Annotated in this window: 15 protein-coding genes; 1 reads left to right on the top strand and 14 read right to left on the bottom strand. The window is 68.6% G+C overall.

All coding sequences use genetic code 11. The features are described 5' to 3' along the window. Positions 1–10: 10 nt before the first annotated feature. The 11 genes from BEMPMBAN_RS06025 to BEMPMBAN_RS05975 form a co-directional block, all read right to left on the bottom strand. A complete protein-coding gene (locus BEMPMBAN_RS06025; RefSeq protein ID WP_159229523.1) occupies positions 11–1,246 on the bottom strand; it encodes an amidohydrolase family protein in 1,236 nt (411 codons plus the stop codon). Continuing rightward, a complete protein-coding gene (locus tag BEMPMBAN_RS33100; RefSeq protein WP_425294935.1) occupies positions 1,243–1,875 on the bottom strand; it encodes an FUSC family protein in 633 nt (210 codons plus the stop codon). Before BEMPMBAN_RS33100 ends, BEMPMBAN_RS06025 begins: the two co-directional genes overlap by 4 nt. Before the next feature lie 481 nt (positions 1,876–2,356). Next, complete coding sequence (locus tag BEMPMBAN_RS06015) at positions 2,357–2,872, bottom strand: (2Fe-2S)-binding protein (RefSeq protein ID WP_159229521.1); 516 nt, start codon at positions 2,870–2,872, stop codon at positions 2,357–2,359. Further along, a complete protein-coding gene (locus BEMPMBAN_RS06010) occupies positions 2,862–3,740 on the bottom strand; it encodes an FAD binding domain-containing protein (RefSeq protein ID WP_159229520.1) in 879 nt (292 codons plus the stop codon). Before BEMPMBAN_RS06010 ends, BEMPMBAN_RS06015 begins: the two co-directional genes overlap by 11 nt. Next, positions 3,737–6,073 carry a xanthine dehydrogenase family protein molybdopterin-binding subunit gene (locus BEMPMBAN_RS06005; RefSeq protein WP_159229519.1) on the bottom strand — a complete coding sequence of 779 codons (2,337 nt, stop codon included), beginning with the start codon at positions 6,071–6,073 and terminating at the stop codon, positions 3,737–3,739. Before BEMPMBAN_RS06005 ends, BEMPMBAN_RS06010 begins: the two co-directional genes overlap by 4 nt. Beyond that, entirely contained in the window at positions 6,070–6,861 is a 792-nt protein-coding gene (locus BEMPMBAN_RS06000) for an ABC transporter permease (RefSeq protein ID WP_159229518.1), read from the bottom strand. Before BEMPMBAN_RS06000 ends, BEMPMBAN_RS06005 begins: the two co-directional genes overlap by 4 nt. Continuing rightward, complete coding sequence (locus BEMPMBAN_RS05995) at positions 6,858–7,721, bottom strand: ABC transporter permease (RefSeq protein ID WP_159229517.1); 864 nt, start codon at positions 7,719–7,721, stop codon at positions 6,858–6,860. The genes BEMPMBAN_RS06000 and BEMPMBAN_RS05995 overlap by 4 nt, the downstream gene beginning before the upstream one ends. Continuing rightward, positions 7,718–8,497, bottom strand: coding sequence for an ABC transporter ATP-binding protein (locus BEMPMBAN_RS05990; RefSeq protein WP_200845884.1), 780 nt, complete (start codon positions 8,495–8,497; stop codon positions 7,718–7,720). The genes BEMPMBAN_RS05995 and BEMPMBAN_RS05990 overlap by 4 nt, the downstream gene beginning before the upstream one ends. A gap of 65 nt (positions 8,498–8,562) precedes the next feature. Beyond that, positions 8,563–9,561: an ABC transporter substrate-binding protein gene (locus tag BEMPMBAN_RS05985; RefSeq protein ID WP_159229515.1), complete on the bottom strand. Its 999-nt coding sequence runs from the start codon at positions 9,559–9,561 to the stop codon at positions 8,563–8,565. 69 nt (positions 9,562–9,630) lie between these two features. Further along, positions 9,631–9,909, bottom strand: coding sequence for a hypothetical protein (locus BEMPMBAN_RS05980; RefSeq protein ID WP_234897312.1), 279 nt, complete (start codon positions 9,907–9,909; stop codon positions 9,631–9,633). Further along, on the bottom strand, positions 9,906–10,895 hold the full coding sequence (locus BEMPMBAN_RS05975) for an LLM class flavin-dependent oxidoreductase (protein WP_234897311.1): 990 nt from the start codon (positions 10,893–10,895) through the stop codon (positions 9,906–9,908). Before BEMPMBAN_RS05975 ends, BEMPMBAN_RS05980 begins: the two co-directional genes overlap by 4 nt. Positions 10,896–11,003: 108 nt before the next feature. Between BEMPMBAN_RS05975 and BEMPMBAN_RS05970 the strand changes: the two genes are divergently transcribed. Beyond that, a complete protein-coding gene (locus tag BEMPMBAN_RS05970; protein WP_159229513.1) occupies positions 11,004–11,603 on the top strand; it encodes an SRPBCC family protein in 600 nt (199 codons plus the stop codon). Here the strand turns inward: BEMPMBAN_RS05970 and BEMPMBAN_RS05965 are convergent. From BEMPMBAN_RS05965 to dxs, 3 genes are all read right to left on the bottom strand, one after another. Then, positions 11,587–12,057, bottom strand: a complete 471-nt coding sequence (locus tag BEMPMBAN_RS05965; protein ID WP_159229512.1) for a RidA family protein — start codon at positions 12,055–12,057, stop codon at positions 11,587–11,589. The two genes, BEMPMBAN_RS05970 and BEMPMBAN_RS05965, sit on opposite strands and share 17 nt — an antisense overlap. Next, a complete protein-coding gene (locus BEMPMBAN_RS05960) occupies positions 12,054–12,815 on the bottom strand; it encodes a GntR family transcriptional regulator (protein WP_159229511.1) in 762 nt (253 codons plus the stop codon). Before BEMPMBAN_RS05960 ends, BEMPMBAN_RS05965 begins: the two co-directional genes overlap by 4 nt. 263 nt (positions 12,816–13,078) lie before the next feature. After that, positions 13,079–14,992 (bottom strand): 1-deoxy-D-xylulose-5-phosphate synthase, encoded by a 1,914-nt coding sequence (gene dxs, locus BEMPMBAN_RS05955; protein WP_159229510.1) that lies wholly within the window; start codon positions 14,990–14,992, stop codon positions 13,079–13,081. Positions 14,993–15,018: the final 26 nt, after the last annotated feature.

The following is a 15,018-nucleotide window of genomic DNA, read 5'->3' as shown; positions in this document are numbered from 1 at the left end:
TCGGGGTGGGTCAGCAGCAGCCGGAGGCGTGAGCCCCGACCGGGGCCGGCCGGGAGGGCGCGGGTCGCGGGTCGCCACCCCGCCAGGTCACCGACCGGCTCGGCGGCGGTGTCTGCTCGCTGCGGGTGGCGACCAGTGGAACCCCATCGACCAGCACGGTGGCGATGCCCGGCAGATCACCCAGCGCGAAGGAGTCCAGCGCATCGGTGGCCGTCGAGCCCGTGATCGGGCCCAGCACAAGCAGATCCGCCGGCATGCCCTCGGCGATCACACCGGTGCGCAGCCGGTGCGCACGTGCGGTCTGCCCGGTGGCCGCGGCCACGGCCGTCGCCGCATCCACGCCGCACACCGAGGCCAGGTAGCAGACGTTGCGCAGCATGCCGCGCGGGATCACACCGGTCCCGCCGGGGGTGTCGGTGCCCAGCGTCAGTCGGTCGAGTCTGCCTCGCCGGGTGAGTTCGTCGACGACCACCGTGGTGGCCCGGTAGTTGTTCGAGCTGCAGACCTCGACATAGGTATCGGGCAGCCCAGCGATGATGGCGGTGATGTCGGCGTCGGGAGGAGGGATCGGGCCGCCGGAGATGTGGCCGACGACGTCGGGCTCGACCGCGATCACGACATCGGCGCCGGCGACCCGGCTCGACCCGGACCGCGAGACACCACCTGAGTGCAGCTTGACCGTCATGGCGCGCTCGTGGGCCCACCGCACATACCGCTGCGCCTCGCCGTCGCCCAGCCGGTTCCAGTCGTAGAAGATGAACTTGAGCTGATCGATGCCCTCGCGGTGGGCTCGGTCGAAGTGCTCCTCGGACATCCCGGGCACCAACAGCATGGTGCCGGCGTTCACCTTGACGCCCGAGGGCCGCATCCGCCCGGTGGTGTGCTTCGAGGTGATCGCGATGCTGAGTACCAGCTCGGGAGTCAGTGCGTCGAAATTCAGCCCGGGAATGTGCAATTCGCCGGCGGAGACCATCGACGTCGTGCCGCCGTGCAGATAGTTGCCGATCCAGCCGACGGCGTTCTGGGCGGGGGTCCATTCCCCGAAGGTCGGGTGGATGTGCCCGTCCACCAGCCCGGGCATCACCGTCAACCCGCCGGCCGAGAGCACCCGGTCGGGTGCCGCCACGTCCACGCCGATGCCGGCGATCACGCCGTCCTCCACGAGCAGGGTGGTGTCGCGGATCGGTGCGACCATGGAGTCGCCGTGCACCAGGAGGCCGATGTCCTCCACGAGCAGCGTCGTCACTGAGACCTCCCTGATTGGATTTTGTATACACTATCCGACGAGTCGCGCTCGGAGAAATCGCCCCGGCGGAATCGAGAAGCGATGCGGGTCAACGTCGGAACGCCGAACACCACCACCAGCACTATCGCCGCGCCGGCGAGATTCATCGCAAGGCGCACACCGCCCTCGTACCAGGGAAAGAGCTGGGGATACTCGCTGATCACCAGCAACACCGGTGGACCGGTGACTGCCCACCACGTGTAGTTGACCGGACGCAGTGCCATCGCGAGCGTGAAGAGGACGACGGNCAGGGCCGCCACAACAGGGATCGACGGGTGGGCGCCGAGCAGCACCGCGGCGATCACGGCCCCCACGGTGTTACCCGAGAGTCGCTGGGCCAGACGCATTCCGGTGTCGCCGGCGGTGGGCTGCACGGTGAGGATCACGCTGGTGACGAGCCAGTGCCCACCGATCAGATCCTCGGGTAGTAGGCGTGCCAGTGCCACGGCTGCGGCGACCGCGATGCCGACCCGCAGCACATGTGGCCACTGTTCCCGCCAGGCAGTTGCCGCCGTCCCGGCCACCGGCGGTTCGCCGCGGGCCCGGCGGACAGCCGCGGCGCACCCGAACCACCCGCCCCAGGTGAGCATCACGACCAGCACGCCGAGCGCGTACGGCGTCAGCGCCGCGGCAGCCGCGCCGGGTCCGTATCCCTGCGGCATCCCCGGCAGGTCGACGGCGACCAGGACCACAGCCAGCCCAGCCGTAGGCCCGACACGCGCGAGCGCGGCCCCGCACACCGCGATCGCGACCGTGGCCGCGGCGAGCACCGTGGGGTGTCCGGCGGTCAGCATCGCGACCAGGGCGCCGATCAGCACCGCGCACCCACGGATCACCATCGTGGACAGGGCCGGACGCCAGGCCAGCGGCAGCGACGGGACCGCCGTCAGCACCAACCCCAGGCCGACGGCCGAGCCCCACTCGGCATGACCGAGTGCCGTGGTGACCCCGAGAATCGCGCCGAGCCCCACGGCCAGCCACACGGCCATCCCCCACCGGGGGGCACCGACGGGCTGCAGCATCCGGGCGGCCCGCCGGCGTCCGGCCGACGCGGACACCGCCGGTGCGGCGTCAGGAGTCCGCACCGTCCGCACCGTCCGGCGGCGCGGCCACCGCATCCAGTACGGCGGCCACGATGCCCTGGTATCCGGTACAGCGGCAGATGTTGCCGGACAACGCTTCTCGGACCGAGTCCGCGGTCAACGGCTTCTCGGCATCCGGATCGCGCAGCAGTTCGACGGCAGAAACCAGGAATCCCGGTGTACAGAAGCCACACTGCAGCCCGCCACGCTCGGAGAACGCCCGTCTCAGCCGCGCGGCCTCCTCGAACTGGTCCAGACCTTCGACGGTGTCGACCCGCAGGCCGTCGACCTGGACGGCCAGCATCAGGCAGGCACGCGCCGACCGGCCCTCGACGAACACCGAACACGCGCCGCACACGCCATGTTCACATCCCAGGTGGGTGCCGGTCAGCCCGAGCTCATCGCGCAGGAAGTCGGCCAGGGTCAGCCGTGCGGGCACCGTTCTCCGGATCGGGGTCCCGTTCACCGTGACCGAGACCCTCACCGCCGTAGCATCATTCGTCATCGGATGCCCCTTCCTGCGCGCGGGCCCGCCGGCCGGCATCGGTGAGCGCCTCCTCCAGCGCGGCTTCGCAGAGTCTGCGCGCGTAGTCGACGTCGTCCGCGGTCGGCTCGATCCGGGCCGCCCAGTCGCTCGCCAGATGCTGCCACAAACCTTGCGACGGGAGCTGCCCGACGGCGTCGTCGCCGACGAACAGCAACGGCCGGTCCGCCACGCTGAGCACTCCCGCACGCAGGCCATCGATCCTGCCGTCCGGATCCAGCGTGAGCAGACAACCCGCCCCGGCCAGACCGTAGTCCCCGCGCTGGTGCGCGTATTCGACAAAGCCCCAGCCCTGATCGGGCTTGATCGCCGGCACCGAGATCCAGGTGATCATCTCGTCAGGGGTCAGCGAGTTGGTGTAGAACGACACGAACATCTCGTCGGCGGCGACCTGCCGACGTCCCGAAGACACCGATTCGACATGGAAGGTGGCACCGAGAACCAAGGTAGCCAGCGGCATCTCGGCTGCCGGATCCGAATGGGCCACCGACCCGCCGATGGTGCCGCGGTTGCGGATCCCGACGTGTCCGATGTGGCGCGCCGCATCGGAGAGCAGCGGCACCCGCGCGGCGACAAGCGGGTCCACCTCGACGGTCCGGTGTGTGACCAGCGCCCCCAGAACCAGATCGTCGGTGTCGTCGAAGATCCTGCTCAGCTCGGTGAGGCGGCCGATGTCGATGACCGCCGACGGTCGGGCCAGGCGCAGGTTCATCAGCGTTAGCAGCGACTGACCGCCTGCCAGGAGCTTGGCCTCGGGATCCTCGGCCAGCAGCGTGAGCGCTTCGGCCACCGAATCAGGCCGGTGGTAGACGAATTCGGCGGGCTTCACGATCCCACCCCCGCCAGTGCCCGGCAGAGCTCGCCCGTGGCGACCGGGGTGCTGGTGACGTGGAAGCCGTTTCCCAGCGCGTCGTCGACGGCGGCGGCGACGGCGGAGTAGACCGCGATGGTGCCGCTCTCCCCCGCCCCGCGGACGCCGAGCGGATTGGACGGGGTGTCGACATGCAGATGGGTGACGGTCACATCCGGCATGTCGGTGGTCAGCGGCAGGTGATAAGCCGCGAACGTCGTCGACATCGGTTCGCCCGCAGGCGAGTACCGCCACGCCTCGAACAGCGCCCCGCCGATGCCCTGGGCCACGCCGCCGACGATCTGGCCTTCGACGATGCGCGGATTGATCTCCCGGCCGCCCTCGTGAGACACCGCGTAGCGCAGCACCTTCACGATGCCGGTGCGGCGGTGCACCCCGAGGATGACCGCATGCACGCCCATCGTCCATGTCACGGTGGCCACCCGATAGACGGTCGTGACGTCGAGCGCCGCGGCACGCTCGCGCGACCCCCCGACCCGGGTGGCGGCGGCCAACTCGTCCCAGCCGACGGCCCGGTCCCCGGCGGTGAACCGGCCCGCACAGTAGACGGCGTCACCTACACCCATCAGGTCCGCGGCGTGGCGCGAAGCGAGGTCGATCAGCTCGCCACAGGCCTGGTGCACCGCCGACCCAGCCAGAATGGCCGAGCGGCTGGCGAACGTGCCGACCCCGTCCGGGAGTCGTTCGGTGTCGGCGGCGACGTAGCGCACCCGCGGCAGCGGGACGCCGAGCGCATCGGCAGCAACCTGGGCGAACACGGTTTCGTGGCCTTGGCCCGCCGACGCCGCCCCAGCGGTGACCTCGAACCGGCCGGACGGCAGCAGCCGGACCCGCGCCGTCTCGTGCGGCCCTCGGCCCGTGGCCTCCAGGTAGCAGGACAGGCCGTGACCGATGTGGTGATCCGGGTTCTCCACGGCACACGCGGCGATCTCGGATCGTGGCAGCACGCCGATCACCGACTCCAGACAGGCCAGGTAGTCCCCGCCGTCATAGGCGATCGGCATTCCGTCGCGGTAGGGAATCGGCCGGTGGTAGGGCATGTCGGCGGCCGTCAGCAGGTTGCGCCTGCGGATCTCCGCGCACGAGATGCCCACCGCTGCAGCGGCCGCGTCGAGGCTGCGCTCCAGCGAGAACGTGGCCTCGGGTCTGCCGGCGCCACGGTACTGCGCCACCAGGGTCTTGTTCGTCAGAGCGGCCCGTCCTCGAACGTGGACGGCGGGGATCCGGTACGGCCCCATCAGATGGACCGCGGTGTTGGCGATGATGCCCGCGACCCACAGGCTGCCCGCACCGATGTCCACCACGAAATCGACGTCCCACGCCAGGATCCGGCCTTCGGCGTCGACGGCCAGCCGCGCACGGTGTAGCTGGTCGCGGGCCTGAGCACTGGCCACCAAGTGCTCCTGCCGGTCCTCGACCCAGATCAGCCGCCGACCGGTGTGTCTGGCCAGCACGGCCAGCACGATCTCCTCGCCGTAGACGTTGGCCTTGGTCCCGAAGCCGCCACCGACGTCGGGCACGCTGACCTTGACCGCCTCGTGGTCCCAGCCGGTGACGGCGCAGATCGCGTTGCGCACCATGTGCGGGACCTGCGTGGAGGTGTACACCTCCACCCGGTCCTCGTGGTCGCCGAAATGCGCCAGCACACCGCGGCATTCAAGCGGCACCGCCCCGTGGCGTTCCATCCGGTAGGTGCCCTCGACCACGTGGTCGGCCGTCTCCGACGCGTGGTCAGGGTCCCCGAAGTCGTATTCCAGGTAGGCCGCCTGGTTGTCGGGGAGGTGCGCGAACAGCCTGGCGCTGGTCGGCTCGAGAGCGGCCAGGGCGTCGGTCACCGGCGGCAGTGGCTCGTAGGAGACGACGACGTTCTCGGCGGCGTCCTCGGCGACGTAGCGGTTCTCGGCGACCACGACCGCGATCGGCTGGCCCACGTAGTGCACCCGGTCGGAGGCCAGGATCGCCAACCGCTGCTCGGCTAGCACCAGCGCCGTGGCCGCGGTGAAGCCGGGATCGGGTGTGGTGAGCGACGGAATCGGAGCACCCTCGAGGCCGAGATCGGCGGCGCCGAAGATGCCGTACACGCCGGCCATCCCGTCGGCGGCGGTGGTGTCGACGCCGGTGATCCTGGCGTGGGCCTGGGTGGACCGGATGAACACGACGTGCTGGGCGCCGGCGGCATGGTCGGCGAGGAACCTGCCGTTCCCGCCGAGCATGCGGTCGTCCTCGCGCCGCGGCACCGAGCTGCCGACCCATTCTCGGCCGGTGTCCGGCTTCGATGCATCGGCGGTCAATGGATTCGCTTCTCCCACTGCCACAGGGCGATCGAGATGCCGAACGAGATCGTGATCAGCAGCATGATGGTCGCCACCATCGACGGATAGTCACCGTGGCCGTAAGCCTGCAGCACGACCCGGCCCAGTCCGCGTCGCGTCGCGAAGAACTCCGAGAGCACCACGCCGACGACGGCGAGGCTGACGGCCAGCCGGATGCCGGTGAGCAGCGGCCGCCGGATGGCCGGGAAGATGACGTGCACCAGCGTCTGCCACGCGTTGGCGCGTACCGAACGCGCGAGCTTCCAGTAGACCTTCGGGATCTCCTGCACGCCGGTGGACACGTTGATCAGCACCGGGAACAGCGCGAACAGCACACCCATGACGACCTTGGATCCGGACAGGCTGAAGATGGGCAGCAGCACCGGGTACAGCACGATCTTCGGGATGCCGTTGAGCATGATGATGAGCGGCTCGAAGATCAGTCGCAGCTTGCTCGACAGGCCCAGCAGCAGGCCGATCCCCCCACCGACGGCGGTGCCGACGACAAACGCCATCGCCACCGACTGCGCAGTCACCCGCAGGTCGAACAGGTAGGCCGGGTCGGAGAGGTTCTCGAACAACACGGTGAGCGTCTGCAGCGGTGACGGGATGACAAAGGTCAAACCGGACGTCACCTCCCAGGCGATGACCACCAGCACGGCGAGCAGGCTGGCCCCGACGAACTGGTTGCCCAGGATCTTGCGCGCCGAGAACCGGCGAGGCGCAGCGTGTTCGGTGTCGGGCTGGACAGGAAGCACGGCAGTCATGCGTTCCTCCCCCGCAACAGCACCCGCTCGACCGCGGCGAGTGCGATCGTCAGCAGACAGGACAGCAGGAGCACCACGACGATGTAGGCGAACATCGCGATGTTGTCGAAGATCTCGTACAGATAGCGGATCCGGTATCCGAGACCGGCCTGCGCGGTGGTGAATTCCATCGCGATGGTGCCGATGAGCGCGTATACCACCGCGAGCCGCAGCCCGGCCACGATGTAAGGCCCGGCGGCCGGAATGGCAATGGCGAACAGGGTCTGCTGCGGCGAAGTGCGCAACGAGCGCGCCAGTTTCATGTAGACCGGCGGCATCTGGTTCAGCCCGACGGCGGTGTTGAGTGCCATCGGGATGGCCGCCATGATCGTGGCCAGGATGATCACCGACATCGCGTTGATGCCGACGAGCACGATCATCACCGGGTAGAACAGCACCAGCGGCACGGCGTAGAAGGACACCAGGTAGGGCTCGAACACCCGGCCCAGCAACGGGATCTTCCAGAACAGCAGGCCGGCGGCGAATCCGAGCAGGCAGCCGAACAGGATCGCGGCGGCCACCTCGATGCCGGTGCGGCGGGCGTCGAGCCAGAACTGCGGTTCGGTGAGCAAGCCGCCCAACTCCGCGAAGATCACCGAAGGCGCGGGCAGCACGTGGTCGTTCCACCATCCTGCGCGCGATCCGAGCTCGGCGAACGCGGTGAACAGCAGGATCAGCGCCACCGTCGAGCCCGCGCTGAGCGCCAGCGTGCCGAACCGGTGCCCCCGGCGGGGCGGGCGCGGCGGCTCTCCGGACGAGGACACGGCCTCGGTCGGCAGATCGTCGGCGGCTGCGAAGGACTTGGTGGATGCGGCGGTCACTTCGTCGCCGTCTCCTGCTGCTGGAACCCGCGCATGGACTCGGCCTGCAGCGAACCCCAGATCCGGTTGTGCAGTTCGTTGAATCGCGGGGTGGACACCACGCTCGCGTCGCGCTCGCCCGGCAGATCGATGTCGACGACGTCGATGATGGTGCCGGGCCGGTAGGACATCACCCACACCTGCTGCGACAGCAGGATCGCCTCGGAGATGTCGTGGGTGACGAACATGATCGTCTGCTTGGTCCTGGCCCAGATCTGACGCACCTCCGTTCCGAGAAACAATCGGGTCTGCTGGTCGAGCGCGGCGAACGGCTCGTCCATGAGCACCACCTCGGGCTGCACCGCCAGGGTCCGCGCCAGCGCGACACGCTGGCGCATCCCGCCGGAGAGCTGGGACGGGTAGGACTTCTCGAATCCCCCGAGCCCGACGAGTTCGATGGCGTCGGTGGTCCGCTTACGTCGTTCCGGCTTCGGCGTGCCGATCATCTCCATGGCGAAGGCGACGTTCTCCTCGACGGTGCGCCACGGCAACGTCGAGTCCTCCTGGAACACCATGCCGATCTTGGGATCGGGCCCGGTGACGGGCCGGCCTGCCACGCTGACGGTTCCGGCAGTGGCCTTCTGCAGCCCGGCGACCACCCCCAGCAAGGTGGACTTGCCACAACCGCTCGGTCCGACGATCGAGACGAAGCTCGAGTGCGGCACGCTCTGGTTGATGTCGGTGACCGCCGTGACCCGGCGCACGGCCGTGTCGAATACCACTGTCACACCGGTCATCTCGATACCTTGCGGGTCCAAGACGCTGCCTCTCGTCGATAGGTTGGAGCGGTCGTGGCCTGGGCTCAGAAGCTCGCCCGGTCGTCCTCGGGAAGGTACTGCTGATCCAGCACGGTGGCCCAGTCGACCGGCTCGTCGATCTGGCCGGCGGCCACCATCAGATCTGACAGGTTCCCCAGCCCCTCGGGGTCGACCTTGAGGGAGTATCCCTTGGCGAGGTCCGGGCTGTTCCTGAACGCGGCCTGCATGACCTCGGGTGAGACACCCACCAACGGTCCGATCTCGGCTCCGGCTTCATCCGGGTTGGACACCACCCACTCGTTGAGCCGGTCAGCCACCCGGAAGAACGTCCTGATGTTCTCGGGATTGGCCTCGGCGTAGCTGGTGTTGACCGCGACCAGGTCGGCGGGCAGGTCGCCGAGCACATCGCGAGCGTTCACCAGGATCTCGGCGTTCTCGGTGGCCTGCTTCTCGGCGATGAAGGGCTGCATCGCCCAGCCCGCGGTGATCTGGTTGGCCCTGGCTGCGGTCCAGTTGTCGCCCATTCCGCCCACCGCCTGCGCCTTGACGCCCTGTCCGAGTTCCTGCTCGAGGCCCTTGACCAGTAGCTCCGTCGACGACCCTGCCGAACTGAAGCCGAGTGTGGCGCCCTCGATGGTCCGTCCGGGCGGGCTGATCCAGGAGAAGTCGTTGATCTGGAACCACGGGGCGATCACCGTGAGGTTCGAATCCGGCTGCTGCGCAGCCAGGATCACCGAGGTGTTCCCGGCGATCGCCATGTCGGCGTCACCGCTGGTGACGACACGTAGGGTGTTGCCACCCCCGCCGCCGGAGTAGAGGTCGACCTTCAACCCCTCCTCCTCGAACCACTTCTTGTTGATCCCCGCCTGCAGGATCGCCATGAAGGGCAGGCTGTCCACCCCGGTCGCGGAGATGCTCAACGTGTCGGTGGTGGCGCCACCGCCCTCGGCGGGACCCGCGGATTCGTCGGCACACGCGGTGGCGCCGACGAGGAGGGCGGATGCGGCAGCGAGTGCGCCGATGACCTTCGGGAACCTTGACATCAGAGAAGCCTCCGAGCGTTAGTGGATATTGGATCCAACTATAGAAAGTGGTGTGATCTGCGTCAACCGCTAACTGTTACGTCGACGTGAAATGATCCCGGCGATCTCCAGCCCCACGGCCACCCCGGTCATCGCGGCTGCCGCGACCAGCCCCGCCCCGCCGGTGAACCCTTCTCGGTCTGAATCACGTTGCGGTAGAGCTATTTTGGTGGCAGCACCGGGAACGGCCACGGCATCGACCACGCCGTCGGCCGGTGTCAGTGACCGCTTCAACGCCGGCGGAGCCCCCGGGACGGTGCTGCCCGGCGCGGGATGGGCCGGCGGGACCGGGGCGCCGGACACCGTCACGCCAGACGACCGCGGACGATGTCGGCGAAGGTCCGGATGGTGCCCTCGCGGCTCTGCCCCGGCCTGACGAACGGCACGATCGAGACCTGATCCACGCCCAGCGACTCGATCTCCTTGAGTCGCTGGGCGCACTCCGTCTCGGTGCCTGCCAGCGCGAACAGGTCGACGAGTTCGTCGGGCACCAGATCGGCGTGGGCGGCCTCGGGGTTCATGTGCTCGTAGTAGTTGTACTGCTCCCGGATCCTGTTGATGGCCTTCTCCAGTACCGGGTCCACCTTGGCGGGCAGCGGGCGGATCGCAACGCGGGAGACGTGCGCGCGCACCAGGTCGCGCGCCTCGGTGCTGTCGTCACCGATCGCGGTCGGGGTCCACAGCACGATGTGGAGGTCGTCGAGCGTCCGGCCACTGCGTGCCGCACCACGTTCGATCGTCTGCAGCGCGGCCTCGATGAAGTGCGGTGCGGTACCGACCAACACGATCACCCCGTCGGCGATGCGTCCCGACATCTCGAGGATCTTGGGAGCGGATGCGGCGATGTAGATCGGGACGTCGACCGGGCCGCTCAGATAGTTCAGGTGGTACTCGGCGCCACTGGTGGGCTCGGCGACCTTCTCCCCGCGCAGCAGCGCCCGCAGGTCCTCGATCGAGCGCTCGAGCTCGGCGAGTTTGAGGGGCTTGAGGCCCATCGTGCGCAGCGAGGAATCACCCGTGCCGATCCCGAGAGCGACACGGCCGCCGGTGAACTCGGCGAGCGTCGCCCAAGTGGAAGCCAGCAACGATGGATGCCGGGTGACCGCGTTGGTCACCCCGGTGCCGAAGACGATGCGCTCGGTCCCGACCGCGGCCGCACCCATCACGGTCGACGACTCACGCCAGATGTTCTGGGAGTCACCGAACCAGACGTTGTCATACCCGAGGTCCTCACAGAGTCGGACGTAGGAGCACATCGCTGCCGTCGGTTCGGTGGGAAACAGTCCTACGCCCATGCTCAGCATCCAGCAGCCTCCTCGGGCCATGTCGACGATTGATGTATATCGTATCCAATCGTAAGGTGAGGACATTCGATCCACAACCGCTGACCACCGGGAGACAGCATGCAGCTCGTCAACGAGTTCGCGGTCGACGCACCGCTGCACGCCACGTGGACGGTGCTGACCGACATCGAGACGGTGGTCGGGTGCATTCCGGGCGCAGCGCTCGATCATCGCGACGGTGACGACTTCCACGCCCACGTCGCGGTCAAGGTCGGCCCCATCGGAATGACGTTGGCGGGCACGGCGACGCTGGTGCGGCAGGACGACGCCGCCAGGGAGATGGTCGTACGGGGCAACGCCCGCGACCGCAGGGGAAATGGGTCGACGGAGGCCACCGTCCGGTTGGCGGCCCGAGACGACGGATCCCGATCGGTGGTCACCGTGACCACCGATCTCGAACTCAGCGGCCGCATCGCCCAGTTCGGCAAGGGTGCGATCACGCCGGTGAGCAACCGCATCATCGGACAGTTCGTCGACCAGCTCAACGCCACGATCCTCGGCGACGACGGACCCGCTGCGTCACCTGCGACGGGCCCGGCCCGGACATCGGTCCGCACCCGCCGGCCCGAGTTAATCACCTTGGCGCTCAACGGGTTCGCCGGTGTCGCACTCGGCCTGGCGATCGGTCGGTGGCTGGATCGCCTCAGGATTCGGCGGTAGCCACACCGACCACCAGGTCGAGTTCCACGCAGGCGCCCCCGGGCAACGAGGCGACGCCGATGGCGGTGCGCGCATGCGCACCCACGTCGTCACCGAAGCCGGCGAGCAACACCCGCGAGGCTCCGTCGATCACCGCCGGGTGGGCGTCGAAATCGGGCACTGCGCGGACATAGCCGCGCAGTGCGACGACCATGGTCACCCCGTCGAGGCCGACGGCCGCGTCGATGGCCCCGAGCAGGTTCAGCGCAGCCGACCCGGCCTGCTCGGCAGCTTGTTCCACGTCGACATCGGCGCCCACTACCCCGCGCAAGGCCGGCACGCCCTCCCGGCGGGCGGTGGCGCCCGACACCCACAACTGATCGCCGCAACGGCGACTCGGGAAGTACGCCCCCTTGGGAGCCGGCGGGTCGGGGAGCACCATCCCCAGCGCGAGCAATCTGTCGACCACAGTCATGCCGAGGCGTTGGATTCCTCGTCGAAGATCTGGTGGATCGGTGCGAGGGCATGCGCCCGATGCTCGTGATTGAGCTTCACCATTCGTTCGACGTCCCGCTCGGCCATCGCGTCGATCATCAGCACGTGCTCTTTGCAGACCTTCGGCATGTCGAGCAGGGGCAGATACAGCGGCCGGTATGCGTCGGCGGTGTTCCACAACTGTGTCACGATGCGCTTGGTGCGCGCCATGCCGCTGGCGTGGAAGCTCAGGAAGTGGAACTGCCGGTTGGCCACCCCGACCGCGATCGGGTCACCGGCAGCCTGTGCGGCATCCATTTCCTCGTTGCACGAACGCATCTCGTCGACGATCTCGTCGGTGACATTCGGCATCGCATCGCGGATCAGCGCCTCCTCGAGGATGGTCCGTAGCGTGAACACCTCCACGAGGTCCTCGAGGCTGAGCTTGGTCACCCGGTAGCCGCTGTGCGGAACGTAGGTGATGTACTCCTCTGCCTCCAGGGTCTTGAGTGCTTCCCGAATCGGAATGCGCGACATGCCGAACTGCTCGGCCACGGCTTCCTGGACGATCCAGCTACCTGGGGCCAGCTTGCCGGTCGTGATGTCGTGCCGCAGCGCCTCGGCCACCGCCTGCTGAGCGGTCTTGGGCCGCACGAAGTCCGACCGCCGTCCCCGGACGGCATCACCGGAGTACCCGGCGGGCGTTGCTCGATCTGCGCCCTCGGATTCGGAGCGCTTGGCGGCGGTGCGCGGTGGCATCGGCTCTCGCTTTCAGCTGATATTGGATACTCTATGCGGCCACCCTGGCGGGGAGTCAACTCTGCAGACCATCGTGACCGATCGCCGCGCCCGGCGCCCCTCGGACGCGCCGGTCGTCGCGGCGACGACGCCGTGGTGCCCCTCCGCTGCGCGGTCGCGCCCAAGGGGTGCGGTCATCACCCGATCCGACTGTTCCGTGCGCCCGAGCGATCACCGGCCAACCGCGCTGCGGCGGTGGATTCTTCGGGATGGGTCGGCCCCGGTCAGTCGAGCTGCTGGCTGATCTCCCGCTCACTGACCGAGGTGCCCAACGCAGCCACCCACCCAGTGATCTGGCGAGCGATGTTGCGTTCGGTCAGGCCGACGGCCGCGAGCACCTCTCCGCGGGACGCGTGGTCGAAGAACTCCTGCGGCAGCGCCGCGTCGCGGCACGGAACGTCGACCTCGGCCCGTCGCAGCGCACCCGACACCGCCGAGCCGACGCCGCCGTGCACACCGTTGTCCTCGAGGGTCACCACGAGCTTGTGGCCGGTCGCCAGCGCCGAGATCTCGGCGGGCACCGGCAGCACCCATCGGGGGTCGGCGACAGTCACGCCGATGCCCTGATTACGCAGCAGTTCGGCGATCCCGAGCGCCATCTTCGCGAACGGCCCGACGGCCACGACGAGTACGTCGTCGGACAGGCCGTCGGCCGCAACCGCCAGCACATCGACGCCCCCACGTCGTTCGACCGCCGGAATGTCCTCGCCCACATCCCCTTTCGGGAAGCGGATCGCGGTAGGCCCGTCGTCGACGTCGAGCGCCTCGCCCAGTTCCTCCCGTAGCCGGGCGCCATCGCGGGGCGCTGCGACCCGCATGCCCGGCACGATGCCCAGAATCGAGAGGTCCCACATGCCGTTGTGGCTGGCGCCATCGGGGCCGGTGACTCCGGAGCGGTCCAGCACCATGGTCACCGGCAGCTTGTGCAGGGCCACATCCATCATGATCTGGTCGAATGCCCGGTTGAGGAACGTCGAGTAGATCGCGACCACCGGATGCATGCCACCCATCGCCAGGCCGGCGGCCGACGTCATCGCGTGCTGTTCGGCGATGCCGACGTCGAAGAATCGGTCCGGGAACCGGTCCCGGAAGGCACTGAGCCCGGTGGGCCCTGGCATGGCTGCGGTGATCGCCACAACATCACGACGCTTGCTCGCCAGCCTGATCAGCGCCTCGGCGAAGGTCGAGGTCCACCCGGGCCCGGGAACCGTCGTGGCCAGCCCGGTCTCCGGGTCGATGACGCCGCACGAGTGCATCTGATCGTCTTCGTCGTTCTCCGCCGGCGGGTAGCCCATCCCCTTGCGGGTGACGACGTGCACGACGACCGGGGCGTTGAAACCGCGCGCATGGCGCAGTGCGCTCTCCACCGCGTGCTCGTCGTGACCGTCGATCGGACCGACGTATTTGAGCCCCAGATCGGTGAACATCACCTGGGGGGACAGCGCGTCCTTGATGCCCACCTTGATGCTGTGCATGCACTGGTAGCAGAACTCGCCGATCATCGGCAGACCGCGCACCGCCCTGCGTCCCTCTTCGAGGGCCCGCTCATAGCCCGGCTGCAACCGGAGTCCGGCGAGGTGCTCGGCGAAGCCGCCGATGGTGGGCGCGTAGCTGCGGCCGTTGTCGTTGACGACGATGACCACGGGCCGGCCCGACGCCGCGATGTTGTTCAGCGCCTCCCAGCACATGCCGCCGGTCAGCGCCCCATCACCGACCACGGCGACGACGTGCCGATTGCGGTGTCCGTTCAGCTCGAAGGCCTTGGCCAGGCCGTCGGCGTACGACAGCGACGAACTGGCGTGGCTGGACTCCACCCAGTCGTGTTCGCTCTCACTGCGCGACGGGTAGCCCGACAGACCGTCCTTCTTGCGCAGCGTGTCGAAGTCGCGGGCGCGACCGGTGAGCATCTTGTGCACGTAGGCCTGATGCCCCGTGTCGAACAGGATCGGATCGTGCGGGGAATCGAAGACGCGGTGCAGCGCCAACGTCAACTCCACGACGCCGAGGTTCGGTCCCAGGTGCCCGCCGGTGGCCGCGACCTTGTGGATCAGGAAGTCGCGGATTTCACGGGCCAGTTCGTCCAGCTGCGCCTGCGTCAGGTGCTGCAGATCAGCGGGACCGCGGATCTGTTCAAGCATTCGGCCAGTCTACGCACGGCCAGCAC

It is taken from the genome of Mycolicibacterium austroafricanum (assembly GCF_902705885.1).
Lineage (GTDB): Bacteria > Actinomycetota > Actinomycetes > Mycobacteriales > Mycobacteriaceae > Mycobacterium > Mycobacterium vanbaalenii_A.
This window is presented reverse-complemented; position numbering and strand designations above follow the sequence as displayed.